Here is a 26,719-nt window from a genome sequence, read left to right as displayed (position 1 = left end):
ACTAAAATAAAAGGGATGAATCCTAAAATTTTGTGGGCATGTGCCGGACTAGTTTTTGTTTCCGGCATATGTCTTTTATTTTATTTTAGTCAGAGTTCTAAAGCTGAAAATGATTCTTTGATGGTTTCATCGAACCCGGCGCAGGCTTATTCTGAGAAGAATTCGCAAACTGGTTCAGCGGAAAATAAACAAGCAACTGAAAAAAATCAACAGAATCGGGATCAAACAGTTTTTTTTGTTGATGTTAAAGGTGCGGTCCAACATTCGCAGGTAGTCAAGATGAAAAGCGGCGAAATTATACAATCGGCGCTTAATCTAGCTGGTGGTGTCAACGCAGACGCAGATTTGAATCAGTTGAATCTTGCTGCAGCAGCCACTCCTGGCCAGGTCATCTATGTACCAAAGAAAGGTGAAAAGATACCGGCACAGTTTGCAGCACCATCTGTTGAAGAGAATGCTTTTGCTAATACGGCTTCCTTGGAGACATCGAATGGAAATACAGGAGAAAGCAAGATTGATTTAAATCAGGCTGATGCCAGTCGTTTACAAACGATTAGTGGAATCGGTGAGAAAAAAGCTGATGATATTATCAAATATCGTGATGAACATGGCCGCTTCAAAAAAATTGAGGATCTGCAAAATGTTTCCGGTTTTGGCGAAAAGACTGTTGAAAAATTGAAAGACTATGTCACGGTTCAATAAGTCAGTTCTACAGGACGCCTTGATTTTGTCCCTGCTAATTGCGGCCATAAGTGCCGTTTTTTTCAATTGCTGTCTGCTGACCGTTGGCTTGCTGTTAGCTGTTATTACCCGAATTTTACTGGGAAAATCTGTGCAGACCATGATTGCAGCCTTACTGATTTCCTTGTTATTTTTGTTGCGTTTTTTTAATTTTCAATCCACATTTGAAGCTAAAACGTTGCCTAATAATGACCAAACAACGTTGCGTCTGCGCATTTTTGCCGATGATGTTGCCGTTGATGGCGACCAGCTTAAAGTGAAGGCTTTTGACCAGCAGCGGAAACAAAAAATTCTGATGTATGCCACTATTGGTTCAGAAACTGAAAAACTTTTTTGGGAAACAAACCAAAAAAATTTGAGTTGTTTGGTAAATGGGCGAATTTCCAAGCCGATGCGGCCAACCAATTTTCAGCAGTTTGATGTTCGCAGTTACTACCATACTCAGTCAGTCAGCAATCAAATCAGCAAGGTTCGTTTTGTAAAAATATCTGTTTTACGACCGAAAAATCCATATGACTGGATTGTTTTCATGACGCATCGTTTGCGAAAATTATTAATCAACCAGTTGGATAAGCTGCCCAGCCCTTTATCTGATTATGCCAAGGCACTTTTAATCGGCAATGTAGATAGTGATTTTTATGATCGTTATCCAGGCGTGACGAATCTAGGTCTAATTCATTTATTTAGTATTTCTGGCTTTCAAGTAAGTTATTTTGCTATTTTTTTGAGAAAAATTTTGAGAAAAATCCATCTTATTAAAGAACACAATACAATTGTGACTGCTCTTTTTCTGCCAATATTTTTTATTTTTGCTGGAGGGGTTCAATCTTTAATTCGTCCTGTTGCCGCGACCGAATTGTCTTTAGGAGCAAGTTTGGTGAAAGCACGCGTGAGCAAGGAGCTTATTTGGTCCGGCGCCTTAATGATCGGACTTTTTATATCACCGATGATTTTGTTTAATATTGGCGGTCAGCTGTCATACTTGCTTAGTTTTGCATTGATGTATACATATCGCCTTGGAACGTTTAAAACAAGTCTCCTCATGAGCTTGGCCAGTTTGCCAATTGTTTTGGCTGCAAAATATTCTTGGCATTTTCTTAGTATGCCGGCAAATTTTATTGCTATTCCAATTTTTGGTATTTTCATTCTGCCCCTAGTTTTTTTAGCTATTGCGGTACAAATTATTTTTCCACCTGTTTTAGGCTTCTTGAATTTTGTGATTCAGATTTTTACTGAGAGCGTGGAATGGATTGCTCGTTTGCCGGGCCAGATATATTTCGGAAAACTGGCTGATTTTCTAGTTATTCCGTTAATTTGCTTGATATTCATGCTTTTTGATAGGAAGAAGATTCGCCAACGAGTTGCTGCTGTACTTTTTACGAGCATTTTAGCTGTTAGCTTTTTTGTTATTCATTTTCCTAAAGACGGTGAATTAACAACTTTTGATATCGGTCAAGGTGATTCGGCATTTCTTCGCACACCTCGTAACCAGCAGACTGTTCTCATGGATACGGGCGGCCGAGTTGGTTTGCCCAAGAAGCCTTGGCAGATTACAAAAGGCGGCAGTAATCAGGGGCAGTCTATCATTGTTAATTATTTGCAATCAATCGGAGTTGGCCGCTTAGATTATTTAGTACTCAGTCATGGTGATATGGATCATATCGGCAACGCCAAGGATATTCTTAATCTCATGAGCGTCAAACATATACTGATTCCAGCTGGTATGAAGCAGACGGACCCCTTTAAAATTCAGCTTCAGCCTTTCATAAAAGCAGGAACTCAGGTTATTGAAGTAACCAATTCATCAAATCTGCCAGGTTTTCCTTTTAAAATATTGCATCCCTTTGGGCAGGGTAAAGCTGAGAATGAGGATTCAATCGCACTGTGGACGACTTTGGGTCCGCTAAGATTCTTCACTGCTGGAGATTTGCCTAAAGAAGGGGAAAATCAGATTAGCCGCAGGTTTCCAGGACTGAAAGTCGATTTGCTCAAATTAGGGCATCATGGTTCAAATACCTCTAGCGACGCTGAGGTTCTCAAAAAATGGCAAGTAACCTATGGACTAATTTCAGCAGGTCGTCATAATCGCTATGGTCATCCCAAAGCAGAGGTCATTTCTTTGATGGATAAACTTCATGTTCACGTTTTTAACACCCAGACCAATGGTGCAATCCGTTTTCGTTATACTGGACACAAGGGCTTTTTTGAGACTTTTACGAGAGATTTTGATGACACCGAGTGATTTTAGTAAACAATTGCAAAGACAGAATACCTTACCATCGGTTCTTTTATTCTCTGGCCAGGAAGATTTTTTAGCAGAACAGAGTTTTAAAAAAATCGAGCAGTCAATCGAAGCGAATTTTCGTTCTTGGGACTTTGTTAGAAGTGATATGAGAGATCAGTCAGTTCCAGCTGTTCTACAAGATGTTGCCACAATGTCTTTCAGTGGTGGACGGCGTTTTGTTATCATGGATCAACCTGTTTTTTTGACATCTAAGGGCAGTTTGGAAAAGCAGGATGAAAAGATTTTTTTGAATTATCTTCAGAATCCCGAATCGGAAAATACCTTGATCGTAAATACAGTTGGTATTGAAATAGATAAACGCAAAAAAATCGTTAAAACTCTTCTTAAGAGTGGGGAACAGGTTGATTTTGAACCATTGCCTGAGAGAGAAGTTTTCAAAATTGTCAAACGGCATCTGTCACTAGCTCATGTATTAATAGCTGACGATGTTATTAACTACTATCTGCGCCGTTTGGCTTTTGACCTGCGACTGGTCATGACTAATTTGGACAAACTAATACTTTTTGGTGTTTCAGGGAAAGCCATTGGGCATGAAGAAATCAATGAACTAGTTACTGCCGAATTGAATGAATCTGCTTTCGATCTGGTCACTGAGATTAACCGGCGCCATTTGGATAAAGCCTTGCAGCTGTACGTTAATCTTATTGATCGAGGAGAAGCGCCTATTCGAATCAATGCACTGCTTCAATCCCAGTACCGTCTTTTGATTCAAGCTAAAGCTCTATCAATCAATGATACGCAACTTGCTCAAAAACTTAAAATACATCCGTATAGGGCAAAATTAGCTAATCAAGCTGTCAGCGTCCAAACGATGCCGCAATTGTCGAATGCCTACTTGGATTTAGCCAAAATTGATTTTCGACTCAAGTCGACAACACTAGATCCGACGATGTTATTTGAAATGTTTCTTTCAAATAATGTTTAGGACCATTTTTTAGATACCTCGACCAGATTATTTTTTTTGAATATGCGAAATGTATAATACAGAAAAATAATCAATAGGATACCTTGAAAAGCGAACTGAGTCACGGTTACTTTGGGATTGCCAAGTCCGAAAATGGCTTGCGGATTAGCTGCGAAAGCCAAACCATCGATGAGAGCATGGATCAGGATTGTGACCGACAGGTTTTTACTGAATATGTAGGCGGAGGCGAAAATCAGCCCGAGGGCAAAAACGTAAATCATTTGAATAGCTGTCACGGCTATGCTGGCTGAAAAGAGGTTTATCAGATGCAGGCCTGCAAAAAACATCGCTGACAACAAATTTGCTGCTAAGAAACTAAATGTGCGGCCGCCTCCTGACAACAGATTCCCCAACATTAATCCACGTGCCGCATACTCTTCAAAAATACCGACCGAGAGCGAAACTGCGACAGCAGTAAAAAGTTCAAACAACGTTAGATGATGTTTTTGGCTTGAAAACACAAGAAAATTTATCACAATAAACAAGATACTTGGCGAGGCTACTTTCAATCCAAGAAAGAAACCGTGATTAAAGAATGAAACTCTGATTTTAAAAAAGAAGTGATTAAAAAGGAAAATAAAAAGTATGGCAAATGTTTCACCTAAAATAGCTAGCCAGCTTAACAAAACAGGATCTCGATTTGCTGCAAGTGTACTGTTATAAAATAACGAACGGTAAACAGAAATAAGAATTGAACCCAGGATTGAACCAAGGATCAATGAAATAATCGTTGAGAAAAAGATTAAAAAAGATTTTAAGAGGACGTCTCTTTTGCTTTTCACTGCAGTGCATTGCTCCCTTTTTAATTAATAGACAAATATTGACCCAAAATGATATCTGATCTGTCCGTTTGAGAGAAATTGGAAGGAGACACGGGGATTCGAACCCCGGCGCCGACTCTACATCGGTTCGGCGGATTTCGAGTCCGCTGCATTACCGCTCTGCCATATCTCCGAGCTACAAAAACCATTCTAACAAATAAGCGGCTTTTTCAGCAATAAAGTTTAATAAATTGAATTACGATACAGACCAACAACTTTGCCCAAAATAGCGACATTATGGACAATAATCGGTGCCATGGTGTCATTTTCAGGTTGCAAGCGATAATGGCCTGCTTCCTTGAAGAAACGCTTGACCGTGGCTTCGCCTTCGCCATTGCCAAAGTCACTAGTCATGGCCACAACAATATCGCCATTGTCTGCATAATCTTGTTTACGAACAAAAACCATATCGCCATCCAAAATGCCGATATTGATCATCGAAGTACCGGACACACGCAGGACGAAAAGGTCACCTTCAAAACGCTCAAGGTCATCTGGAAGGGGAAGAAACTCGGTGGCATTTTGTTCGACGGCCAAGATAGGTATACCTGCAGTGACAATTCCGATGACTGGCACTTTACCGGGAGTTACTGGCACGCCTAGCGCTCTGAGACCTTTTTCAGTGATTTCGATAGCACGCGGTTTAGTTGGATCTTTATGTAGTAATCCGTGTTTTTCCAGACGCTCAATATGGCCATGGACAGTTGAAGTAGATGAAAGCCCCACTGCTTCGCCAATTTCACGCACCGTAGGAGGGTATCCTTTTTCGTTCTGTTTTTCGTATATATAGCGGAGAACACCGAGTTGTTTTGTTTCAGTCATTTGAATCCCTTCCTGCTAAGATATTGCTATATGCAATTATAGCCAAACATTTCAAGTAAAACAAACACATGTTCGTTAAATTTAAGAAAATCATTATTTTTTGTATAATGCAAGTATGGAGATTTCTGATGACTGATAATTCAAGATCCGAAGAGGAACATAATGAACCGAAATTCATCGTTGACGAAGATGAACAGGCCGCAAATGAGGCTTTGAGAGCAAGAATTAACGAACTAGCTGCAAAGCAAAAGACGGCTCAGGGATTAACCGAGTCAGAGAAAGAAGAGCAGAAAACACTTCGAGCGGCTTTTTTGGCAAATTTTCGTAAAGCTTTTCGGTCTCAGGTTGAAATGATGCAGATTTTCGATAAGAATGGTAAGGAAGTTACTCCTAAAAAGGTAATTGATATTCAAAAAAAGAAAGGACTGAGATAGTAGATGAACTGGATATGGTTTGTGCTGATTGGATTGGTTATTGGTTTTGCGGCGGGAATGATAGTTTCTCGTTTTACACTGAAAAGTTATCTTAAAAAGAACCCACCAATCAATGAGCAGATGCTTCGTCAGTTGGGTGCTTCAATGGGCAGAAATTTGAGCCAAAAGCAGATCAATCAGATGATGGCACAAATGAAAAAAAATTATTAAAAAAACAAACCCAATTTGAGGTTTGTTTTTTAGTCTTGATTCTTTTTTTCTGGATGCTGGTCAACGTAATGCCAATCTTTATCGATTTGCTGATCAAGTTTGGTAAACGCAGCCTGCATCTTATTAATCGTATCAGCCATCGAATCTTTTCGTCCCACCTCAATAAGCGGGCCAAAAGCGATCGTAGACGACCCTCTTTTAAATAAACCCTTGAAAGCTAATGGTCCTTGATAGACTACTGGCAGAAGGCTTTTACCAGACATTTTGGCAATTACTACCGCACCGCCTTCTAATTGGGAGGAGTGCCTAGAACCGGAAGGGAAAATCATGAAATTTCGGCTGCCGCTTTTCAATTCTTTAACGGGAATTTTAATCGCCGACGGGCCTGGATTTTGTCTATCGACAGAGAATACGCCAACTTTTCGAAGGGCCCAGGCGAAAAGTTTGTTTTTAAATAGTTCTTTCTTTCCCATGAAAATGAACTTCTTGGGCAGTAGAGCAATGGCAAACCACAAGGGATCCCACCAAGTGCGATGCGGCGCAACGAGAATGAATTGTTCATTTTCAGGGATATTAGTGCGGCCCTGAATGTTTAATTTGCCGTTAATTATCCAGCGAATTGCTTGAATGATTCGAAAAAGGAACACATACATGACTATTATTATATAGAGAAATGTCAAAAAACACCTTACAAACGCAGGAAAAGATTGAAAATGTGACAGATTCACTGCAAATTATTCAGAATAATTCCTTGCCCAAATTTGGGATTGATGCTTTGATTTTAGCCGATTTTATCGATGACAGCCGATCTCAAAGGCAGAGAGCTGCTGACTTTGGATCCGGCAGCGGCATCATCGGGTTGGCTTACGCACGTAAAAGCAGCGGCAAAATTTCGTTGATTGAAATTGATTCAGATTTATTCGAATTGGAAAAAAGATCAATTCAACTGAATAATCTTGAAGATCGGGTTCAAAGTTTCCAGGCAGACGTTAATCAGCTTGCTGACATTTTTCCATTGAATTCGCTGGATCTGATTATGTCTAACCCACCATATTTTGATGAGAAGGATTACGCTTCCAAGAGCCCGGACCCATCCCGGTCGCTTGCAAGACATGGCCGTAACTTCAATTTGCATACGCTTTTCTCACAGTCAAAAAAATATCTGAAATCAAGGGGCAAACTATATTTTGTATATCGTGCTGAAAAAATAGCGAATATTTTCAGTGAGGCAATTGCAAATGGGTTTGGCATTAGCAAAATACGATTCGTCTACGGCAAGGCAGAGAGCCAAGCTAAAATGGTTCTCGTCAAGGCTATCAAACAGGCCAGCAATGCAAAAGTTCAGATCGATAAGCCGCTTGTAATTTATAATCGGCAGGATAATTACACACCTGAAATCAAAGAGCTGCTTCAAAAAAGAGATTATTATTTTTATGTTATCCAGACGGCAGATAATTTTCTTTACGCAGGAACGAGTGATGATGTCGACCGTCGTTTTGCTGCCCACCAGGCCAAGAGAGGTGCTAAATTTACAAAAGTAGATAAACACCATCCGCTGACTTTAGTTTATCGTGAAAAATTTTCGAGCAAACATGAGGCTTTAAGTTTTGAAAGCCGTTTTAAACGCTTGACCCGTGCGGAGAAGGAACGGTATATAGGCTTGTAATTGCCCCGCAATTCAGGTAAACTATTAAACGGCATTCGCCAATACACAGCAGAAATAGATGCTTTGCCCGTTGCTCTTTGGAGTCGGCAAAGCAGTAGAAGTTTCTGCAAGGACAAAAACATTAGGAGGCCAAAATGGCTGCAATTTCAATGAAAGAACTTTTAGAGGCCGGCGCACACTTCGGTCATCAGACTAGGCGCTGGGATCCAAGGATGGATGAATATATCTTTACCTCTCGTAATGGTATTCATATCATCGATTTACAAAAAACTTTACGTATGGCAGATGATGCCTATAACTGGGTCAAAGGCGAAGCAGCCGATGGCGCAAACTTCTTGTTTGTCGGAACTAAAAAACAAGCTACCGAAGCAATCGAAGAAGAAGCAAAACGCGCCGGCGTTGCCTATGTTAATCATCGTTGGCTTGGCGGCACTCTGACTAACTGGAATACGATCAAGACTCGTATCAACCGTTTAAAGGAACTCAGAGCCGCTGAAGAAGACGGTTCCTTTGACAAGCTTCCTAAGAAAGAGGCTTCTCAGTTGGGCAAACAAAAAGCAAAGTTGGAAAAGTTCCTTGGTGGCATTGCGGACATGGAAGACATTCCTGATGTTATGTTTGTGGTTGACCCAAAAACAGAAGAAATCGCTGTTAAAGAAGCACGTACATTAAATATTCCGGTCGTAGCAATGATCGATACTAACGGAAACCCAGACTTGGTTGACGTTAAGATCCCTGCAAACGATGATGCAATTCGTGCAGTTAAATTAATTACTTCGAAGATGGCAGACGCCATTATTGAAGGCCGCCAGGGACAAGACGCAGGCGAGGCTTCTGTTGAAGAAGGCTTCGCTGATGCGGCTGGCGAGCAGGTAGACGCAGGTCAGCCTGTTGATACAGAAGACAAAGAAGTTTCATCAAACAACTAAAAATAAGTCGCCTTTTTAGGCGATTTTTTGTGAGGTAAAGAAAATGGCACAAATTACTGCAGCACAAGTTAAAGAACTGCGCGAAAAAACCAGCGCAGGTATCATGGATGCAAAAAAAGCGCTCGTCCAAGCTGATGGCGATATGGCAAAAGCCATTGACCTTTTGAAAGAACGCGGCGTGGCTAAGGCAGCGAAAAAGGCAGATCGTGTGGCTGCTGAAGGTATGACCTATGTCGCTGAGGAAGGCAATCGTTCAGTGATTGTTGAGTTGAATTCGGAAACTGATTTCGTTGCCAGCAATGATCAGTTTTTGGCACTTCTGCATACGGTAGCATCTACAATCCTCAAAAATAAGCCGGCAGATTTAAAAGCCGCACTGGCTTTGCCTGTTGATGACGGCACCCTTAATGACGAAATCGTACAGACATCGGCACACACTGGCGAAAAAATTACGCTTCGCCGTTTCAGCCTGATTGAGAAAAAAGATGACGAGGTTTTTGGTAATTATTCACATCTTGGCGGTCAGATTTCAGTCATCGCTTTGCTTAAAGGCGGAAATGCTGCAGTTGCAAAAGACATTGCGATGCATATCGCAGCCATTGCACCGAAATATCTCAGCAGAGAAGATGTTCCAAGTGAAGTTGTTGAACACGAAAAGGCAATCCAGATGAAAGCCGATGATTTGGGCGGCAAGCCTGATAGCATCAAAGAAAAAATTGTTGAGGGCCGTTTAGGCAAATTCTTGGATGAATTGGCATTGCTGAATCAGCCTTTTGTTAAGGGTGATGGTGAAACAGTTGCCGAATATTTGAAGCAGCAAGGTGCTCAAGTAGAATCTTTTGTCCGTTACCAAGTTGGAGAGGGCATTGAGAAACAAGAGACGAGTTTAGCTGAAGAAATTGCTAAACAGATCAACGGGTAATTCTATGGCTGGAATAGAATTTCATCGTGTACTACTCAAACTTTCAGGAGAAGCACTAGCTGGTAAATCTGGAACCGGAATTGATTTGCCAACGGTTCGTCGTGTTGCAAATGAATTAGCTGAAATTAAGAGGACATATCCGGAAATCCAAATTGCAATCGTCAATGGCGGTGGCAATTTGTGGCGTGGGGAACCGGCTGCTGAAGCAGGTATGGATCGAGCAAGAGCCGATTATATCGGTATGCTGGGTACAGTGATGAATGCCCTATCTTTAGCTGATAGTTTGGAGCAGGCAGGTGTCGATACACGTGTTTTAACAGCAATCGAAATGAGACAAATCGCTGAGCCTTATATTCGTGGACGTGCAATTCGTCACTTGGAGAAGGGCAGAATTGTCATTTTTGGTGCTGGTACTGGTTCACCTTATTTTTCAACAGATACAACAGCAGCTCTTCGCGCCGCTGAGATTAATGCTGATGCAATCTTAATGGGTAAAAATGGTGTCGATGGTGTTTATAATGCTGATCCTCGCAAGTTTGCCGATGCAGTTAAATTCAGCGAACTGACCTACGATGAAGTTTTGCAAAGAGGATTAAAGGTTATGGACTCAACCGCAGGTGCTATGGCAAAGGATACCGATATGCCTTTGGTTGTGTTTAATTTGAATGAGCCTGGCAATATTAAGAAAGCCATTGAAGGACAAAATATCGGAACAGTAATTAAAGGATCCAGATAATGATTGATCTAGCAGATTTAAAAAATAGAATGGCAAAGGCCAGCAAAGCCTTTCAAAATGAATTGGTCAACATTCGTGCCGGCAGAGCAAATCCGAATATGCTTAATAAAATTCAGGTTGAGTATTATGGTGCCCCGACGCCGCTAAATCAACTTGCTAGTATACAAGTTCCGGAGGCACGGATATTACTGATTACGCCTTACGACAAAAGCTCATTGAAATCTATTGAGCAGGCTATTTTTGCGAGTGATCTTGGTTTGACGCCTCAAAACGATGGTAATGTTATCCGTCTGATGATTCCTATCCTAACTGAGGATGGTCGTAAAGATTTGGTCAAACAAGTCAAAGCCGAGGCCGAAAAGGCAAAAGTTGCTAGTCGAAACATTCGTCGAGACTTTATGAATGATTTAAAAAAAGACAAGGATTTGTCCGAAGATCAGCGCCATAAAGCCGAAGAGGATGTTCAAAAAGTAGCCGATTCGGAAATAAAAGATATTGATCAAATTGCGGATAACAAAGAAAAAGAATTAATGGAGATTTGATGGTTTTTTTTAATGCAGCGAGTTCTAAGGAAAACGATCAGCTGATTCCCAAGCACGTTGCGATTATCATGGACGGTAATGGGCGCTGGGCTAAACGTCAACACCAGGCAAGAGTTTTCGGACATAAAGCCGGCATGGAAAATGTGAAAAAGATTGCGCTTGTTGCCAATCAACTTGGAGTCAAAGTATTGACTCTTTTTGCGTTTTCAACGGAAAATTGGGGCAGACCAGCTACTGAGGTGAGTTATTTAATGCACTTGCCTATAGATTTTTTTAATCTGTTTGTGCCTGAACTAATTGAAAATAATATCAAAGTTGAAGTGATCGGTGAAGTCGATGGCCTACCTGATAAAACACGGTCAGCCGTCGAGAAAGCTGTTGCAGACACCTCGCAAAACACTGGTATGATTTTAAATTTTGCTTTTAATTACGGCGGCAGAAGAGAGATCGTGGATGCCGCACAATCGCTTGCACGACAAGTCCAGGAGGGTCTTATTCAACCGGACCAGATAAACGATCAGTTGTTTCAAGAAAATCTCTTAACGAAGCAATTAGGAGATTTGGCTAATCCTGATTTGATTATCCGAACCTCCGGAGAAAAAAGAATCAGCAACTTTCTTCTTTGGCAGGCGGCCTATTCTGAATTTATTTTTTCTGAAAAATTGTGGCCAGATTTTTCTGGAGAGGATTTCAAATTCGCGTTGGCTTCTTTTGGAAAACGCGATCGGCGCTTTGGTAAGATAAAGGAATCATGAGAACTCGAATTATTACAGCAATTGTTGCTCTGGCCATTTTCGTTCCTTTTGTAATTAAAGGGGGCATTCCTTTAACTATTCTGATTTCGTTATTAGGCGTGATTGCAGTAGGCGAACTACTATTCATGAAAAAACGGCTGCTTGTCAGCTTTGAGGCTTTAGTCTCTTTTGTGGCTGTTGTTGTCACCATTTTACCAAATAGTTTTTGGCGTTTGCTGCCGGCACCGGCTTTCTTAAATCCAAGAACTTTAATATATTTGTTTATTTTCCTGTTGCTGCTGACAACGGTTTTGTCGAATAACAAACTTAGTTTCGATGATGCCGGTGCTCTCTCACTAGGGGTCTTATATATAGGTTTCGGCTTTCATTTCTTCTTACAGGCAAGGGCCGAAAACTGGATGGCGTTCGTTTTCGGACTGATTATTGTTTGGCTGACGGATAGTTTTGCATACATAATTGGCAGAAAATTGGGTAAACACAAGCTGATACCAAAAATTAGTCCGAATAAAACTTGGGAAGGCTCTATCGGCGGGACTGCAGTAGCGACAATCGTGGCAATTATTTTTGCAGAAAGTACGCATTTTGCAACTCATTTTTCACTGTTTGAAATTGTACTGGCTACTCTCGTTCTTTCGATTGCAGGCCAATTCGGAGATTTGATTGAATCAGCCTTAAAACGGTATTTTGGTGTCAAAGATTCCGGTACTCTCTTGCCGGGTCACGGCGGTATTCTCGATCGTTTTGATTCCATGCTGATCGTCATGCCGATTATCGTTTTGATTGGACTGACAGCATGAATTTAACTGCGATTGTTGCTTTCATCCTAGTTTTCGGCCTGATTGTCACGGTTCATGAATTTGGCCATTTCTTTGCGGCTAAAAAATTCGGTGTTGTGGTTTATGAATTTTCGATAGGGATGGGTCCTAAAATATTCGGCAAAAATTGGCACGGTACCAACTATGTCATACGAATTCTGCCTGTTGGCGGATATGTCTTAATGGCAGGTGGAGACCAGCAAAATGAGTATCTTGAGGATTTACGACCGGGAAAATTGGTGAAACTCAAATTTGCTGATGAAAAAAAACAGGTTGTTAATCAAATAGATATTTCGGATTCGCCAGCCGATTCGGACACACAATTGATGCGAATCAAGGAATTGGATACCAACCAAACTTTTATTATTTCCGGCACTATTAATGAGGACCAAAATGTGGACGTCAGCTATCGTTTGGCCGAAAATACTCAGATAAAAATTTCCGAAGATCGTCAATTCGAATTAGCGCCTAAAAATAGACAATTACCAAATATTGCAATCTGGAAACAGGCAATCGTTAATTTTGCTGGGCCATTGATGAATTTCTTGCTTGCTTTTGTCTTATTTATCGGCTTGTCAGCGGCTTTACCTCGTGTGCCATTGTCCAATTCGCAGATTGATCCAATGCCAGGTTATCCCGCCGCAAGACAAGGTCTGAAAAAAGGCGATGTGATTACGCGAATAAATACCCGATCAGTACATAGTTGGAATCAATTGACACAGGCTGTCACATCGGTGGGGGATCGGCCTATTAAGGTTACTTTTAAAAGAGGCAGCCAGCAGCGGACCATATCTATTCAGCCCCGTAAAGCAGTTGAGTCAGGACAGACCAGATATCTGATTGGCGTTGAGCAGGATACAGGAACAGGATTAAATCAGCGAGTTAATTATGCTTTTTCAAGTTTCTATCAAGGCGCAACAATGATCGGTTCTGCCTTTTTGCACTTAATCACTCACCCCAGCCTCGATCAACTGGGAGGTCCTGTAGCAATTGCGCAAACAACCAGCAGCGCAGCTGCTGCTGGATTTTTAAGTGTTGTAAGTTTAACGGCATTTCTAAGTTTAAACATTGGCATTTTTAATTTGATCCCAATTCCAGTTTTAGATGGCGGGAAACTTCTGCTGAATTTGATCCAAGCGATCCGCAGAAAGCCTCTCTCTGAGAAAACTAATCAAGTTGTGATGATTTCCGGTGTTGTATTTATAATTTTATTAATGATCGCAGTTACGATTAATGATTTATTGAGGTAAAGAAATGAAACAATCCAAAATGTTTATACCAACTGAGAAAGAAGTTCCCAGTGATGCACAGGTGCAAAGTCACATCTTAATGCTGCGTGCCGGATTTATTCGACAGCTAGCAGGCGGTATTTTTGCTTATCTGCCACTAGCAGATCGCGTGATTAACAAAATTGAAGCCATTATCCGACAGGAGATGGACAAAATTGATGCTAATGAAATGCTGATGCCAGAAATGATTCCAGCTGAATTATGGAAGAGTTCAGGTCGATTTTATACATATGGTCCTCAAATGTACCAGCTCAAGGATAGACAGGCACGTGATTTTATCATGGCACCGACACATGAAGAGACGTTTACACGAATTTTTGCTGATGAGATCAAATCTTACAAGAAACTGCCTTTGATTGTGTACCAGATTCAACAAAAGTTTCGAGATGAGCTGCGTCCAAAAAACGGTTTGCTAAGAGGCCGCGAATTCATTATGAAAGATGCCTATTCTTTTTCAGCCGATCAAGCAGGCCTAGATCAGGCTTACGATGCAATGGAAGCAGCTTATAAGACGATTTTTAAACGCGTAGGGCTGAATTACCGTGAAATCATTGCTGATGCTGGTGATATGGGCGGCAAAGCTTCAGCTGAATTTCAGGCAATTGCCGATACTGGTGAAGATGTGATTGCCTATTCGGATCAAGGGAACTATGCAGCAAATATCGAAATGGCAGAAACTTTCTTTGAAAGCAAAAAACCATCCGAAGCGGCCGGAGAACTTCACCTTGTTGATACCCCGAATACGCGAACAGTTACTGATGACGCCCAATTACTGCAGGTTTCTGAGCATAAAATTGCCAAGATGATCGTTTTCAAAGCTGACGAGCAATTCGTCGCTGTGTTGCTTCCGGGAGATGACGAAGTTAATGAAATTAAGGTTAAGAATTTTCTGAATGCGGACTCGTTAGTTGAGGCAAACGAAAAGGATGTCTTCCAGACATTAGGGGCACATTTTGGCTCGCTCGGACCAATAGGTGCAGACTCTAAACTGCGTATTTTAGTTGATCGAACGATCAGCAATGAAGCAAATTGGTTTGTTGGGGCAAACCAGGATGGCAAGCACTATGCCAATTTCAATCTTGATCGTGATTTGACGAATTTTGAAATTGGCAGTTTTCGAACTGCTAAAGAGGGAGACCTCGCACCTGATGGAAAAGGCAAGTTAGTTTTCACTAAGGGAATTGAAATCGGACACATTTTTAAACTTGGCACATTTTATACAAGCAAAATGGGCGGCCAAATTCAAAACGACCAAGGAAAGTTAACTGATATGATCATGGGTTCATACGGTATTGGTGTTTCACGCCTATTGTCGGCAATTTCTGAACAATCAAATGATGACAAAGGTTTCATTTGGCCTAAGGCTGTAGCACCTTTTGATGTGCATGTCATCATCATGAATACGAAAGATGCAACTCAACAAGCGCTAAGTGCTCAAATTGAAACAGAAATACAAGCAGCTGGATTTGAGGTGTTAGTTGACGATCGAAAGGAACGGCCCGGTGTTAAATTTGCGGACTCAGATTTAATCGGTATCCCAATCAGAGTTGTTGTCGGCCGCGATGCGCCTGATAAACTTGTCGAGGTTAAGGCAAGAAGTGAGGAAACATCCGAAAAAATTTCTGTAAATGATCTTGTTTTGTATCTAAAAAATAAATTTAGTGAACTAAAATAACAGCATGAATGAAAATGACTCTAAATTAAAAATTCTCTTGGAACAAATCGGACATGGCGACGATCAGCTGTCTAAGAAATTAGATGGTGCCGTACTTCAAAGTGTTTTAGTTGATCCAGATGAACGGCAGTGGGTTTTTAGTTTTACTAGTGATCATTTTCTGCTTCCCACGGTTTTAGGCCGTCTAATCATTGATACTAAAGACACTTTCGTGAAAGAAAATATTCATTGTGTCTTTCAATTTCAAGTTGCAGAGCGGGCTGGTATAACACAGCTAGGTGAATATTGGCATCTTGTCCTTTCTATTTTGGATAAAAACACACCATTTACTAATGAAATTTCAGCCGGTATCAATTTTGCAGATACTGGTAGTGGTATTGAAGCCTTGCTGACGACAAAAGCGGGCGTGTCTTACTTTACGAATTTGCATGCAGATATTATCGATATTTACAAGAAATTAGGTGTTGACCTGCCATTTACTTTTAATGTCGATAGTGAAAAGCAAGCTGAGATTCAAGAACAGTTTGAAACATCTCAGGCAGCTGAAATACATGAATCCGCGGCCTCTGTCGCACAATTAGCGGCGCCAGAAATAAGCACAAATGTGCTCTTAGGCAATGCAATTCCTAAATCGAGTAAATTGACGCCAATTGACCAGGTTTCCGATGGGGACAATGTAGTTGTCGAAGGGTACGTTTATAAATCGGATTATCGTGAGACACGCCGTGGCGGTGCCATTTTAACGATTGAAGTGACTGATTATACGAACTCGATTTCGGCAAAAGTTTTCTCACGGAATGCCAAAGACAACGCCGTACTAAAAAATATTCCTTCTCAAATTTGGGTGAAAATTCGTGGTCGTGTTGCTGTGGATGATTTTATGGGCGGCGAATTGTCTCTGAATATTAATGATTTGCAAACTGTCAAAAAAGAAGCCGACAGTGATCCTGTTCCAGAAGGAAAGGAGCATCGTATCGAGCTACACGCGCACACCACAATGACGGCGTTAAATGCTGTTAATTCGGCTAGTGAATTATTTGATCAGGCAGCGCAGTGGCAGCAGCCTGCTTTAGCGATCACGGATAATGCGGATGTTCAGGCATTTCCTGAAGCAGCTGCGGCCAGCGCCAAGACTGGTGTCAAAGCAATTTATGGTTTGGAAGCTAATTTTGTTGCCGATGGTGAACCGATTGCAATAAACACGCAGCATGAGAAGTTATCCGATTCTGAATATACAATTTTCGATATTGAAACCACTGGCTTGTCGGCTGTTTCAGATAAAATTATTCAGTTATCCGCAGTCAAAATGAAACATGGTACTGTGTTGGATACTTTTGATGAATTCATCAATCCTGGTTTCCCTCTGTCTGAACAAACAATCAATCTGACAGGAATTACCGATGATCTTGTTAGGAATAGCAAGCCCGAAGCTGAAGTACTGAGCTCATTCCAGGATTTTTATAAGGGAACTATCCTAGCTGGACATAATGTGATTCGCTTTGATTATGGCTTTGTTAATCATGCTTTAGTGCAGCATCAATTGCCTAAAATCGACACATTGGTTTTGGATACGTTGAATTTGGCTCGCTGGCTGTACCCGAATTTTGGTCGTTATACACTCGATTTTTTGTCTAAGAAGTTCAATGTTAATTTGGAGCACCATCATCGCGCGATTGACGATTCGACAGCAACTGGGATGCTGCTGCATCTGTTTTTAAAAGAAGCTGAAGAGAAGTACGGTATCGTCTACGATGAGCAATTGAACGAGCATACAGATGATCATGACAGCTGGCGTCAAACAAGGCCGACACATTTGTCGATCCTTGTGAAAAATCAGATCGGTTTGAAGAATTTATACAAGCTGGTTTCTGAGTCGAATGTTAATTATTACTATCGTGTTTCTCGTGTTCCTAAAAGCCTGTTAACAAAATATCATGAAGGGCTGCTTGTTGGTTCGGGCGATGTTTCTGGTGAATTATTTGATACGCTTGCGCGTGAAGGACTCGACAAGGCTAGTGAACTGGCCGACCGAGTTGGCTATGATTACATTGAAGTACAGCCCTTAGAGAATTATCAACCGCGAATTGAGTCGGGATTTATTAAAGACGATGGAGCTTTGCGGCAAATTATTCGTGATTATGTCAACTTAGCCGAAATGTTGAAAAAACCATTAGTAGTTACTGGTGATGTGCATTATGTTGGCGAAAAAGACCGCATTTATCGAACAATTCTGTTGAATTCAAAAATTGCTCGGTCATCAGCAGGCGGTGAAACACGTTATCGCTTAGCCGATTTGTCGATGAAAAAAACGCAGCATCTGTTAGATGAATTTAGTTTTCTTGGTGAAGATAAGGCGTATGAAATTGTTGTCGAAAATAGCCACAAGATTGCCGACAGTATCGATGATGTTCAGCCTTTGAAAAAAGGACTATCAACACCGAAAATTGAAGGTTCAGAAGAAATTCTGAGACAAAAAACCTTTGCGCGTGCCAAAGAAATGTATGGCGACCCGTTGCCGGATATTATCCAAAAACGTCTGGATCGTGAGTTGAACGCGATTATTGGTAACGGCTATGCGGTTATTTATGTTATTTGTCAGCGCCTGGTCGATAAATCAAATAAAGACGGTTATATCGTCGGTTCGCGTGGATCGGTTGGTTCGTCACTAGTTGCGACGATGATGGGTATTACTGAAGTCAATCCTCTACCACCACATTATCGTTCCAGAAATGGTAATTATACTGAGTTCGTTGATGACGATACGATCTCATCAGGTTTTGATTTGCCGGAAAAACGAAATCCGATTGACGGCACACTCTTAATTGGCGATGGGCAAAACATCCCATTTGAGACCTTCTTAGGTTTTAAAGGTGATAAAGTACCGGATATCGATTTGAATTTCTCTGGCGATTATCAGCCGATCGCGCATAATTATACGAAGGTCATGTTTGGTGAAAACAATGTTTTTCGTGCCGGAACAATTGGTACCGTTGCTGAAAAAACTGCCTATGGCATGGTTAAAAATTATGAGGAATCAGAGCAGATTCATTACCGCAAGGCTGAAGAAGACCGCTTGTCTGACGGCATTACAGGTGTTAAACGAACAACCGGTCAACATGCTGGTGGTATCATCATTATTCCAGCTAATCATGATGTTTATGATTTCACGCCTATTCAATTCCCGGCCGATGATACAAAGTCCAACTGGAAAACGACCCATCTGGATTACCATTCAATTCATGATAATGTCTTGAAAATGGATATCCTAGGCCACGATGATCCAACCTTGCTTCGAGCATTACAGGATATGTCCGGCATTGATCCTAAAACGATTCCTGTCAACGATTCAGGTGTTCTATCCTTGTTTACATCGACCAAAGCTCTTGGGGTAACTGCAGAGGAAATTATGTCCAACACAGGTACTTTAGGCATTCCGGAATTCGGGACCAACTTTGTCCGCGGTATGCTTGAGCAGACAAAGCCGCATAATTTTGGCGAACTGCTGCAGATTTCCGGATTGTCTCACGGAACGAACGTCTGGAATGGCAACGCTGATGAATTGATTAAAGCTGGGCAGGCCAACATTGGTACTGTTATCGGAACCCGTGATAAGATCATGACCGATTTAATGTCCTTTGGGCTAGACTCGTCTGATGCCTTTCAAATTATGGAAAAAGTGCGTAAAGGTAAAGGAATTTCCGATGAGCACATGGCTATTTTGAAAGCACATCCGAAAGTACCGAACTGGTATATTGAATCGATGCAGAAGATTCAGTATATGTTTCCTCGTGCACATGCTGCAGCCTATGTGACCTCGGCACTCCGTATTGCTTACTTCAAGGTTTATTTCCCAGCCATTTATTACGCAGCTTATTTCTCTGTCCGTGCCAAAGATAAGACACTAGATGCTGTCGGGATTACGCAAGGGAAAAATAAAGTTCAAGCACTCGTGAAAAGTTACCGCAGCCGTTACAATGATTTGAATAAAGAAGAATCGAAAACACTTGCCATTTATGAGATTGCCAATGAAGCCTGGCAGCGCGGCATCGAGTTTAAAATGGTTGATCTCTATGAATCCGAAGCTTTTGATTGGAAAATCAAGGGAAATCAAATTATCCTGCCTTTTATCACATTACCCGGCCTGGGCGATAACGTGGCTAAAGCCATTGTTGCAGCTAGAGCTGAACACGACTTTATTTCTAAAGAAGATTTGGCCAAACGCGGCTCTGTTAACAAGACTTTGATCGATTTTATGGATCAGAATCATATGCTGGATGGTATGACAGATGCCAATCAAATGGATTTGTTTGCCATTTAAGCCTAAAAATGTCATAATTATTAGGTCATACGCAAGTAAATCGGACACGAAAGGAGGGGGATATAACATGGCAAGTATTATTGTTCGTCATAATGAATCGTTTGATGATGCACTTCGTCGTTTCAAGCGCGGTGTCGCAAAAGACGGTACCCTTCAGGAAGTTCGCAAGCGTGAGTTTTATGTCAAGCCTTCTGTGGCTCGCAAGTTAAAGAGCGAGGCCGCACAAAAGCGTGCTCGTAAGCGTGCTCGTAACGATCATTAATTTGGAAACGGCCGCAAGGCCTTTTTTTATATAATTACTAATAACTAGGAGAGAAATGAGTCTAACAAACGATATTCAAGCAGCTATCATTACAGCGATGAAAGCCAAGGACAAAGAAACGCTCAGTGTTTTGAGAATGGCCAAGGCGGCCATCTCGAATAAGCAGATTGAATTAGGTCATGATCTATCTGATGACGAGACGCTAGCTGTTTTGGCAAGCGAAGTTAAATCTAGAAATGACTCAATTGCTGATTTTAAAAAGGGCAAAAGACAGGATCTAGTTGAGAAGACTGAAGATGAGATCAAAGTGCTGGCCAAGTATATGCCTGAACAGCTGACTGAGGCTGAATTAGATGATCTTGTCTCTCAGACAATTCAGCAGTTGAATGCAAGCGGCCTGAGAGAAATGGGTAAAGTCATGGGCGTCCTTTCAGCTAAGACTAAGGGTCGCGCAGACGGTGCTAAAGTTGCATCGCTCGTGAAAACAAAATTAGGAGCTCAATGAGTCAGATAATTAACCGCGAATTTCCTTTAGAAAGTCCTGAACAACTGCAAAGTATCGTCGGCAATCAAGACAAGTTTCTCACGATTTTAGAAGAGGGCTTTAATGTCGAAATCAGTCAGCGAGCCAATTCAATTATTGTTAAGGGACCAGAGGAACACGTCCAAGCTGCACAAGACGTGATTTTAGTTTTGGTCAAATTGATCAAAAGACATATCCAGATTGGACCGTCGGATATTGCAAGTGCTATCACAATGCAGAAAAAGGGGACTTTGGAGTATTTCACAGAGCTTTACTCCGATACCTTGATCAATGACGCGAGAAATCGTCCGGTTCGCGTCAAAAACATTGGGCAACGTCAGTATATTCAGTCGATTAAAAAGAATGAGATTACTTTCGGCATCGGACCGGCTGGAACTGGTAAGACCTATTTAGCTGTTGTTATGGCGATCTCATCTTTGAAAAAAGGTGATGTTGACCGAATTATTATCACACGGCCAGCTGTTGAGGCGGGGGAATCCTTAGGATTTCTGCCAGGTGATTTAAAGGAAAAAGTCGATCCCTATCTTCGCCCGATTTATGATGCCATGGACGCTATCATCGGATCTGAACAAAGCAGCCGCTTATTAGAGAGAGGGATTGTTGAAGTAGCACCCTTAGCCTATATGCGTGGCCGTACCTTGGACAATGCTTTTATTATTTTGGATGAGGCACAAAATACGACGCCTGCGCAAATGAAAATGTTCCTCACGCGGCTCGGATTTAATTCGCGTATGCTGATTAATGGTGATATCTCACAAATTGATCTGCCTAAGGGGTCAAAACAATCTGGGCTGATTCAGGCTCGTCGGATCTTAGAGGGTGTTAAATCGATCGGTATGGTCACCTTTACACACGATGATGTTGTGCGTCATCCATTGGTAGGATTAATCGTTGATGCCTATGAACGAGATGAAAAGAGAAGGGAACAGAAAAAAGATGCTTGATGTTGTTGTGCTAGACGACAAACAAGAAGAAGTGAACAATGACGATGCGGCTCTCGTGAAGGATGTTTTGCAGCATGCAGCAGTCTTTATGAAATTGGATCACGATTATGAAATGTCTGTTAATTTTGTCGACGATGAAGAAATTCACAAAATTAATAAACAGTATCGTGATACCGACCGCGCAACTGACGTGATTTCTTTTGCTTTAGAAGAGGCGGACCGCATTCACATCGAAGGTGTTCCCGAGGAGCTTGGTGATCTTTTTATTAGTTTGGATCATGCTAAACACCAAGCAGAAGAATATGGTCACAGTTACAACCGAGAGTTGGCTTATTTGGCTGTACATGGTTTTTTGCATCTTTTAGGTTATGATCATACTAAAAGTCAGGCAGCAGAAGACGAAATGTTCGGTTTACAGGATGCGATTTTAGAGGAATATGGGCTTACAAGATAAAAAACCGTTGTGGCCAAAAAGGAAAACATATCAACGCAACAAGAATTTTTTTGTTGCGCTTTTTAATGCATTTAACGGGGTCTGGATCATGCTGAGCCGGGAACGGAATTTTCGTATTCATATCGTGATTGCTCTTGCCGTTTTATGGGTTGGCATTCAATTCCATCTATCTCGTTCGGATTGGCTTTGGGTAACGATTGCGGTCTCTTTTGCGATCATTGCAGAAATTTTGAATACTATCATTGAGGCAATTGTTGATTTAACTGTAGGCGATCGTTATGATGATCTTGCAAAATTGGCTAAAGATGTCGCGGCAGCTGGTGTTGTATTTGCTGTGATGATTGAATTTGCGATTTTGGCAATTATTTTGCAGCCTTATCTCTGGCATTGGCTTGGCATACATAATTTATTTAATTATTAAATGGAGACTAATTTGGAAAAAGATTTTAAATCTGGCTTTGTGGCAATTATTGGCAGACCGAATGTCGGCAAATCAACGTTAATAAATTATATCGTTGGACAAAAAATTGCCATCATTTCAAGCAAGGCACAAACGACGCGTAATAAAATTGCCGGCATCTATACAACAGATAATGCTCAAGTGGTGTTTTTGGATACGCCGGGCATTCATAAACCGCATAACAGTTTGGATCAGTATATGGAAAAAGCCAGTCTTGGTGCATTGAATGAAGCTGACGCAGTTTTATTTGTGGTAGATGCTTCTGAAAAACGCGGCCTTGGCGATGATTTTATTATTAATCGCTTAAAACAAATCAAAAACACGCCGATCTATTTGTTGGTTAATAAAATCGACCTTATCAAAAATAAAAATGATTTATTCAATACGATTAATAGTTACACGGTAAATGCGATTGACTGGTCAGAAGTCTATCCTATTTCTGCTTTGTCTGGCGAGCAGGTTCCGGATTTGGTTGAAAATATTATTGGTAAGCTCAATCCTGGACCACAGTATTTTGATAAAGATCAGGTCACTGATCATCCGGAAAGGTTTTTAGTTTCAGAATTAATTCGGGAAAAGATTTTACAGCTCACAGAGCAGGAAGTTCCTCATTCGATTGCGGTTGTGATTGATTCAATGAAAAAAGATGGCGAAAATGCCAAGCTGCACATCCAAGCTTCGATTATTGTTGAACGCGCTTCTCAAAAGAATATTATCATCGGCAAGCAGGGCCGCATGATTAAGAGAATCGGTCAGCTTGCTAGAAAAGATATCGAACCATTGCTGGGCGACAAAGTTTATCTGGAAACTTGGGTTAAGGTCGAACCGCGTTGGCGCGAACGGCCGCAGGCTTTACAGGAACTGGGCTATAATTCCAAACAAGACAACTAATGGATGATAGATTTTCCGGCATCGTTATCGGTGTACGCGACTATTCGGAAAATGATTCTCTTATCAGAATCATCAGCCCTGGGATCGGTATCAATACTTATCTCTGCCGCGGCAGCAAAAAAGCCAAAAGTCAGATGAAAATCGTGACTCAGCTTTTTGCGCATGGCACTTTTTTTGGCAGATTGCCCAAAAATAATGGGCTTGGATATTTAAATTCGATTGATCAAATCAGTTTGTATCAGCAAATTTCATTGGATATCCTTTTAAATGCCTATGCCAGCCATATTGCTGAACTGCTGGCTGCCGCTTTTGAGGAGCATCAGCCCATCGATCGCTGGTATCGAATGCTGGCCACTGGTCTTGAAAAGATTAATTCAGGTCTTGATCCTCAAATCATTGCCAATATTTTCGAAATTCAATTGTTGACTGTTTTTGGTGTTGAACCCAATCTGATTGATGACCCAATTGATCATACTCAGCAAGGTGAATTCGATTTTTCAGAAAAATATAATGGCATCTTGGCCAAACAACACTTTGCCATGGATGAACATCGTTTGCATGCCGACCCGGCTGCTATTTACTATTTGAGGATGTTTTCTCGCCTAGACCTTGAAAAAATTCATTCAATCAAAGTTTCTGACAAGATTAAGCGCAGCTTGCAGCGTGTGATTAATTTAATTTACGATCGTCAAATTGGCTTGAAAACACGAGCTCGTAGTTTTATTGAGCAGATGAACGGCTTAGAAATCAAACGCACAAACAATGACTGAACTGATACAATAATCTGAAAATGAAGGGGATTATATGGTTTTAGCAGATTCAAAAAAAATCGAGATTTTTCAAAAAATTGTCCAGTTCGAGACTGATAACAAGAACGAAGCAGCCGTGGCTGCCTATATTAGCGACTTATTTTCAGGTTATGATAATGTTCAAAGCCGTTTTATCGAGGCTGATACTGGCAGAAAGTCATTGGTTTTGACGATTAAGGGTAAAAAACCTGGCAACAAGGTGCTGGCGTTTTCTGGACATGAGGATACGGTCTCGGCTGGTGACTTGTCAACTTGGAAACATGATCCATTTAAGGCTGAAATTCAGGACAATATCTTGTATGGACGCGGTGCGGATGACATGAAAGGCGGATTGTCTGCGCTGACTTCAGCTGCTTTAGCGATTGTCAGAGCTGGATCGAATTTTAGCGGCAGTCTCAAATTAATCGGGACGGTTGGCGAGGAGACAAGCGAAATTGGTGCCAAACAGGTCACACAAAGCGGTGCCTTAGATGACGTTACGGCTTTAATTCTAGGTGAACCGCGCAAGGAATTTCAGATAGGCTACACAAACAAAGGTGTGATCGATTATCGTGTCTTTGCAACTGGAAAAAGCGCTCATTCTTCCAGGCCTGAAAATGGCATCAATGCCATTAACGCTTTGCGTCAAGTCATGGATCGATTTGATACATACTTTAAGAGCTTGACGCAAAAAAATGAGATTTTAGGTTCATTTACGAATGCCTTTACAACGATCGAAGGTGGGAAACAGTTGAATCAGATTCCCGATTCTGCTGTTTTAGGCGGCAATATGCGAACAATCCCTGAGGTCAGCAATGACGAGATTATTCAATCACTTGAACAAATTATCGACCAGTTGAACCAATCTTCGGTTGCAAAGCTGAAATTAGAAATTGTCTTTCCGGAACTGCCATTGCCGGTTCAGAAGGTAAGTGATTTTACACGTCTAGCCCAAAAAGCGATTCAGGAAATCAGTGGTTTTCCGGGAAGCTTGGTAGCTGGCTCGGGTGCTAATGAGGCCTCTGAATATATCAAGGGAACTGCAAAATTCCCAATTTTGATTTTCGGACCGGAATCTGACGATTGTGCCCATGCTGTTGATGAGCACTTGGATTTGAAGGTCTATCTGCAGGCCGCTGCAATCTACGAAAAAATCGCTATAGAATATTTGCAATAAAACACTAAATAAGTTGTGAAAGAGCGACCCTAAAAGAATCAAAAAGCCCACAATCTGTTCATCACAGGTCATGGGCTTTTTCAATCATCTCTAATCGTTTGCTTTTAACCAGCTATCCAGCACAGAAATAAATTTATCACGCTGATCCAACAATGCTAGGTGACGGCTATTGGCAAACAAATGCCATTTTGCTCCAGGAATATGGTCATAAACGGATTTGGCGATCAATGGTGTGCACAAATCATCTGTCCCGCTGGTTACCAGCACTGGCACGTGAATCTTGTGCAAATCATCGGTTACATCGTAGTCGCTGATAGTGCCGTTCTCTGTAAATTCGTTGGGGCCTTCAGCAATCAGGCTGGCCCGTTTCCCGTTAGTTTTGCGACGGAGCGGTTCTGGTGAGCTTTCATCCGGGTCATCCCAACAATAACGTTCCATGTAACGGTCGTTAGCAGCCAGGTATTTCGGCCCAGAGAAGTTGCCAGTCCGTTCAGCTTCGGCAATCGCTTGACGGTCTTCGTAGCTCAAGTAGGAAATTAACCTATGTTGCTCTTGCGTCCATAATTTAATTGAGGCTGGCGAGCCGTCAATCATGACACTCTTGACACCAGTCTGGTCGTACTGAGTGAGGTAGAGCATTTCCAGCATCCCGCCCCAAGATTGTCCTAGCATATGTAATTCATCTAGGTGCAGGTATTGGCGCAGGGCAATCAATTCTTCGGCCCAGGTTTCCTTGACATAGACGGATTCGTCCTCTGGCAAGGAAGACTTGCCGCAACCGACTTGATCGTACATGATCAGCTGCCGGCCGCCAGTTTCAGCATAGTCATCCAGCAGTTCAAAATAGTTATGCGACGATCCGGGGCCGCCGTGAATTAAAAGCAAGGGTGCCTTGCCATTGGCTTCACCAACGATACGATAATAGGTCTTAAACCCGCGAAAGGGCATGTAGCCTTCTTCAATTTTCATGCAATCAATCCTCCTTTGATTAAAAGATCATTTCATGTTTGACTGTACGCTTTCCAGTTCGTCAAACCAAGACCTACCATCTGACAATAATGTGTGTATATTACTGTGCTGTCATGATGCCGTAGTCTGCTGCATACCATTGTTTTAATTTTTTGAAAATAGTATTATTTGTTTGTGTTCAAACGTACGATGAGACAGTGTGGCGATTGTTGAGTGTGTTTGGAAGTAAAGTGTCGCCATTTTTGGCGGAAGTCAGGTGGAACCGCGTGCAAGCGTCCTGGCAGCA

27 protein-coding genes and 1 tRNA gene are annotated in these 26,719 nt (G+C 41.5%); 23 read left to right on the top strand and 5 right to left on the bottom strand.

All coding sequences use genetic code 11. The annotated features are described in order from the left end of the window. Positions 1 to 15 precede the first annotated feature (15 nt). Genes OKIT_RS07265 through holA form a run of 3 tightly spaced genes read left to right on the top strand, consistent with a single transcriptional unit; the run spans position 16 to position 3,971 of the window. Positions 16 to 702, top strand: coding sequence for a ComEA family DNA-binding protein (locus OKIT_RS07265; protein WP_036593788.1), 687 nt, complete (start codon positions 16 to 18; stop codon positions 700 to 702). Beyond that, the gene (locus tag OKIT_RS07260) at positions 686 to 2,983 is read left to right on the top strand and encodes a DNA internalization-related competence protein ComEC/Rec2 (protein ID WP_081466749.1); all 2,298 of its coding nucleotides are present in this window, start codon (positions 686 to 688) and stop codon (positions 2,981 to 2,983) included. Before OKIT_RS07265 ends, OKIT_RS07260 begins: the two co-directional genes overlap by 17 nt. Then, positions 2,970 to 3,971 (top strand): DNA polymerase III subunit delta, encoded by a 1,002-nt coding sequence (gene holA / locus OKIT_RS07255; RefSeq protein ID WP_007746551.1) that lies wholly within the window; start codon positions 2,970 to 2,972, stop codon positions 3,969 to 3,971. The genes OKIT_RS07260 and holA overlap by 14 nt, the downstream gene beginning before the upstream one ends. On the opposite strand, the gene OKIT_RS09715 is transcribed toward holA, so the two are convergent. The 3 genes from OKIT_RS09715 to lexA all read right to left on the bottom strand — a co-directional run bounded on the left by OKIT_RS09715 (position 3,968) and on the right by lexA (position 5,653). After that, positions 3,968 to 4,441, bottom strand: coding sequence for a CPBP family intramembrane glutamic endopeptidase (locus tag OKIT_RS09715; protein WP_162141364.1), 474 nt, complete (start codon positions 4,439 to 4,441; stop codon positions 3,968 to 3,970). The genes holA and OKIT_RS09715 overlap by 4 nt on opposite strands. A 434-nt stretch (positions 4,442 to 4,875) precedes the next feature. Then, a tRNA-Ser gene (locus OKIT_RS07245) sits at positions 4,876 to 4,964 on the bottom strand. Between the two features lie 50 nt (positions 4,965 to 5,014). After that, a complete protein-coding gene (gene lexA / locus OKIT_RS07240; RefSeq protein ID WP_007746549.1) occupies positions 5,015 to 5,653 on the bottom strand; it encodes a transcriptional repressor LexA in 639 nt (212 codons plus the stop codon). A gap of 128 nt (positions 5,654 to 5,781) precedes the next feature. Here lexA and OKIT_RS07235 point away from each other — a divergent pair, with 128 nt between their 5' ends. Both OKIT_RS07235 and OKIT_RS07230 read left to right on the top strand, forming a co-directional pair. Then, on the top strand, positions 5,782 to 6,087 hold the full coding sequence (locus tag OKIT_RS07235; RefSeq protein ID WP_007746548.1) for a DUF896 domain-containing protein: 306 nt from the start codon (positions 5,782 to 5,784) through the stop codon (positions 6,085 to 6,087). 3 nt (positions 6,088 to 6,090) lie between these two features. Further along, the gene (locus OKIT_RS07230; RefSeq protein WP_007746547.1) at positions 6,091 to 6,297 is read left to right on the top strand and encodes a YneF family protein; all 207 of its coding nucleotides are present in this window, start codon (positions 6,091 to 6,093) and stop codon (positions 6,295 to 6,297) included. Between the two features lie 29 nt (positions 6,298 to 6,326). Here OKIT_RS07230 and OKIT_RS07225 read toward each other — a convergent pair whose 3' ends face one another. Next, positions 6,327 to 6,950 (bottom strand): lysophospholipid acyltransferase family protein, encoded by a 624-nt coding sequence (locus OKIT_RS07225; protein ID WP_007746546.1) that lies wholly within the window; start codon positions 6,948 to 6,950, stop codon positions 6,327 to 6,329. A 20-nt stretch (positions 6,951 to 6,970) separates the two neighbouring features. Here OKIT_RS07225 and OKIT_RS07220 point away from each other — a divergent pair, with 20 nt between their 5' ends. The 18 genes from OKIT_RS07220 (at position 6,971) to OKIT_RS07135 (ending at position 25,464) form a co-directional block, all read left to right on the top strand. Further along, positions 6,971 to 7,963, top strand: coding sequence for a GIY-YIG nuclease family protein (locus OKIT_RS07220; RefSeq protein WP_007746545.1), 993 nt, complete (start codon positions 6,971 to 6,973; stop codon positions 7,961 to 7,963). Between the two features lie 134 nt (positions 7,964 to 8,097). Then, on the top strand, positions 8,098 to 8,892 hold the full coding sequence (rpsB, locus tag OKIT_RS07215) for a 30S ribosomal protein S2 (protein ID WP_007746544.1): 795 nt from the start codon (positions 8,098 to 8,100) through the stop codon (positions 8,890 to 8,892). 43 nt (positions 8,893 to 8,935) lie between these two features. Beyond that, positions 8,936 to 9,814 carry a translation elongation factor Ts gene (gene tsf, locus OKIT_RS07210; protein ID WP_007746542.1) on the top strand — a complete coding sequence of 293 codons (879 nt, stop codon included), beginning with the start codon at positions 8,936 to 8,938 and terminating at the stop codon, positions 9,812 to 9,814. Between the two features lie 4 nt (positions 9,815 to 9,818). Then, positions 9,819 to 10,550 carry a UMP kinase gene (gene pyrH, locus OKIT_RS07205; RefSeq protein ID WP_007746539.1) on the top strand — a complete coding sequence of 244 codons (732 nt, stop codon included), beginning with the start codon at positions 9,819 to 9,821 and terminating at the stop codon, positions 10,548 to 10,550. After that, complete coding sequence (gene frr, locus OKIT_RS07200) at positions 10,550 to 11,092, top strand: ribosome recycling factor (RefSeq protein ID WP_007746538.1); 543 nt, start codon at positions 10,550 to 10,552, stop codon at positions 11,090 to 11,092. Before pyrH ends, frr begins: the two co-directional genes overlap by 1 nt. Next, entirely contained in the window at positions 11,092 to 11,847 is a 756-nt protein-coding gene (locus OKIT_RS07195; RefSeq protein ID WP_007746537.1) for an undecaprenyl pyrophosphate synthase, read from the top strand. Before frr ends, OKIT_RS07195 begins: the two co-directional genes overlap by 1 nt. Then, a complete protein-coding gene (locus tag OKIT_RS07190) occupies positions 11,844 to 12,644 on the top strand; it encodes a phosphatidate cytidylyltransferase (protein ID WP_007746536.1) in 801 nt (266 codons plus the stop codon). Before OKIT_RS07195 ends, OKIT_RS07190 begins: the two co-directional genes overlap by 4 nt. Beyond that, complete coding sequence (locus OKIT_RS07185; protein ID WP_007746528.1) at positions 12,641 to 13,912, top strand: M50 family metallopeptidase; 1,272 nt, start codon at positions 12,641 to 12,643, stop codon at positions 13,910 to 13,912. The genes OKIT_RS07190 and OKIT_RS07185 overlap by 4 nt, the downstream gene beginning before the upstream one ends. A 4-nt stretch (positions 13,913 to 13,916) precedes the next feature. Beyond that, positions 13,917 to 15,626, top strand: a complete 1,710-nt coding sequence (locus tag OKIT_RS07180) for a proline--tRNA ligase (RefSeq protein WP_007746527.1) — start codon at positions 13,917 to 13,919, stop codon at positions 15,624 to 15,626. 4 nt (positions 15,627 to 15,630) lie between these two features. After that, positions 15,631 to 19,944: a PolC-type DNA polymerase III gene (locus OKIT_RS07175; protein ID WP_007746526.1), complete on the top strand. Its 4,314-nt coding sequence runs from the start codon at positions 15,631 to 15,633 to the stop codon at positions 19,942 to 19,944. A gap of 67 nt (positions 19,945 to 20,011) precedes the next feature. Beyond that, a complete protein-coding gene (rpsU, locus tag OKIT_RS07170) occupies positions 20,012 to 20,206 on the top strand; it encodes a 30S ribosomal protein S21 (RefSeq protein ID WP_002817109.1) in 195 nt (64 codons plus the stop codon). A 55-nt stretch (positions 20,207 to 20,261) separates the two neighbouring features. Continuing rightward, on the top strand, positions 20,262 to 20,711 hold the full coding sequence (locus OKIT_RS07165; RefSeq protein ID WP_007746520.1) for a GatB/YqeY domain-containing protein: 450 nt from the start codon (positions 20,262 to 20,264) through the stop codon (positions 20,709 to 20,711). Further along, a complete protein-coding gene (locus OKIT_RS07160; protein ID WP_007746519.1) occupies positions 20,708 to 21,694 on the top strand; it encodes a PhoH family protein in 987 nt (328 codons plus the stop codon). Before OKIT_RS07165 ends, OKIT_RS07160 begins: the two co-directional genes overlap by 4 nt. Beyond that, positions 21,687 to 22,148, top strand: a complete 462-nt coding sequence (gene ybeY, locus OKIT_RS07155; RefSeq protein ID WP_007746517.1) for an rRNA maturation RNase YbeY — start codon at positions 21,687 to 21,689, stop codon at positions 22,146 to 22,148. Before OKIT_RS07160 ends, ybeY begins: the two co-directional genes overlap by 8 nt. Further along, positions 22,132 to 22,569 carry a diacylglycerol kinase family protein gene (locus tag OKIT_RS07150; protein WP_007746516.1) on the top strand — a complete coding sequence of 146 codons (438 nt, stop codon included), beginning with the start codon at positions 22,132 to 22,134 and terminating at the stop codon, positions 22,567 to 22,569. The genes ybeY and OKIT_RS07150 overlap by 17 nt, the downstream gene beginning before the upstream one ends. Next, positions 22,570 to 23,499: a GTPase Era gene (era, locus tag OKIT_RS07145; RefSeq protein ID WP_036593571.1), complete on the top strand. Its 930-nt coding sequence runs from the start codon at positions 22,570 to 22,572 to the stop codon at positions 23,497 to 23,499. Then, on the top strand, positions 23,499 to 24,269 hold the full coding sequence (gene recO / locus OKIT_RS07140; protein WP_007746514.1) for a DNA repair protein RecO: 771 nt from the start codon (positions 23,499 to 23,501) through the stop codon (positions 24,267 to 24,269). Before era ends, recO begins: the two co-directional genes overlap by 1 nt. Positions 24,270 to 24,303: 34 nt before the next feature. After that, on the top strand, positions 24,304 to 25,464 hold the full coding sequence (locus OKIT_RS07135; protein WP_007746513.1) for an ArgE/DapE family deacylase: 1,161 nt from the start codon (positions 24,304 to 24,306) through the stop codon (positions 25,462 to 25,464). Between the two features lie 90 nt (positions 25,465 to 25,554). Here the strand turns inward: OKIT_RS07135 and pepI are convergent, their stop codons facing one another. Continuing rightward, a complete protein-coding gene (gene pepI / locus OKIT_RS07130) occupies positions 25,555 to 26,433 on the bottom strand; it encodes a proline iminopeptidase (RefSeq protein ID WP_007746512.1) in 879 nt (292 codons plus the stop codon). Between the last annotated feature and the right edge of the window lie 286 nt (positions 26,434 to 26,719).

Origin of the sequence: Oenococcus kitaharae DSM 17330, from assembly GCF_000241055.1 — a bacterium.
GTDB lineage: Bacteria > Bacillota > Bacilli > Lactobacillales > Lactobacillaceae > Oenococcus > Oenococcus kitaharae.
This window is presented reverse-complemented; position numbering and strand designations above follow the sequence as displayed.

Bases quoted from the DNA above. Each gene is read 5' to 3' on its own strand.
- OKIT_RS07175 (WP_007746526.1), top strand. From the start codon at position 15,631: ATGAATGAAAATGACTCTAAATTAAAAATTCTCTTGGAACAAATCGGA.
- recO (WP_007746514.1), top strand. From the start codon at position 23,499: ATGGATGATAGATTTTCCGGCATCGTTATCGGTGTACGCGACTATTCG.
- OKIT_RS07185 (WP_007746528.1), top strand. From the start codon at position 12,641: ATGAATTTAACTGCGATTGTTGCTTTCATCCTAGTTTTCGGCCTGATT.
- frr (WP_007746538.1), top strand. From the start codon at position 10,550: ATGATTGATCTAGCAGATTTAAAAAATAGAATGGCAAAGGCCAGCAAA.
- holA (WP_007746551.1), top strand. From the start codon at position 2,970: ATGACACCGAGTGATTTTAGTAAACAATTGCAAAGACAGAATACCTTA.
- OKIT_RS07220 (WP_007746545.1), top strand. From the start codon at position 6,971: ATGTCAAAAAACACCTTACAAACGCAGGAAAAGATTGAAAATGTGACA.
- ybeY (WP_007746517.1), top strand. From the start codon at position 21,687: ATGCTTGATGTTGTTGTGCTAGACGACAAACAAGAAGAAGTGAACAAT.
- OKIT_RS07230 (WP_007746547.1), top strand. From the start codon at position 6,091: ATGAACTGGATATGGTTTGTGCTGATTGGATTGGTTATTGGTTTTGCG.
- tsf (WP_007746542.1), top strand. From the start codon at position 8,936: ATGGCACAAATTACTGCAGCACAAGTTAAAGAACTGCGCGAAAAAACC.
- OKIT_RS07150 (WP_007746516.1), top strand. From the start codon at position 22,132: ATGGGCTTACAAGATAAAAAACCGTTGTGGCCAAAAAGGAAAACATAT.
- era (WP_036593571.1), top strand. From the start codon at position 22,570: ATGGAGACTAATTTGGAAAAAGATTTTAAATCTGGCTTTGTGGCAATT.
- OKIT_RS07195 (WP_007746537.1), top strand. From the start codon at position 11,092: ATGGTTTTTTTTAATGCAGCGAGTTCTAAGGAAAACGATCAGCTGATT.
- OKIT_RS07190 (WP_007746536.1), top strand. From the start codon at position 11,844: ATGAGAACTCGAATTATTACAGCAATTGTTGCTCTGGCCATTTTCGTT.
- OKIT_RS07235 (WP_007746548.1), top strand. From the start codon at position 5,782: ATGACTGATAATTCAAGATCCGAAGAGGAACATAATGAACCGAAATTC.
- rpsU (WP_002817109.1), top strand. From the start codon at position 20,012: ATGGCAAGTATTATTGTTCGTCATAATGAATCGTTTGATGATGCACTT.
- OKIT_RS07225 (WP_007746546.1), bottom strand. From the start codon at position 6,950: ATGTATGTGTTCCTTTTTCGAATCATTCAAGCAATTCGCTGGATAATT.
- rpsB (WP_007746544.1), top strand. From the start codon at position 8,098: ATGGCTGCAATTTCAATGAAAGAACTTTTAGAGGCCGGCGCACACTTC.
- OKIT_RS07160 (WP_007746519.1), top strand. From the start codon at position 20,708: ATGAGTCAGATAATTAACCGCGAATTTCCTTTAGAAAGTCCTGAACAA.
- OKIT_RS07260 (WP_081466749.1), top strand. From the start codon at position 686: ATGTCACGGTTCAATAAGTCAGTTCTACAGGACGCCTTGATTTTGTCC.
- lexA (WP_007746549.1), bottom strand. From the start codon at position 5,653: ATGACTGAAACAAAACAACTCGGTGTTCTCCGCTATATATACGAAAAA.
- OKIT_RS07180 (WP_007746527.1), top strand. From the start codon at position 13,917: ATGAAACAATCCAAAATGTTTATACCAACTGAGAAAGAAGTTCCCAGT.
- OKIT_RS07265 (WP_036593788.1), top strand. From the start codon at position 16: ATGAATCCTAAAATTTTGTGGGCATGTGCCGGACTAGTTTTTGTTTCC.
- pepI (WP_007746512.1), bottom strand. From the start codon at position 26,433: ATGAAAATTGAAGAAGGCTACATGCCCTTTCGCGGGTTTAAGACCTAT.
- OKIT_RS07165 (WP_007746520.1), top strand. From the start codon at position 20,262: ATGAGTCTAACAAACGATATTCAAGCAGCTATCATTACAGCGATGAAA.
- pyrH (WP_007746539.1), top strand. From the start codon at position 9,819: ATGGCTGGAATAGAATTTCATCGTGTACTACTCAAACTTTCAGGAGAA.
- OKIT_RS07135 (WP_007746513.1), top strand. From the start codon at position 24,304: ATGGTTTTAGCAGATTCAAAAAAAATCGAGATTTTTCAAAAAATTGTC.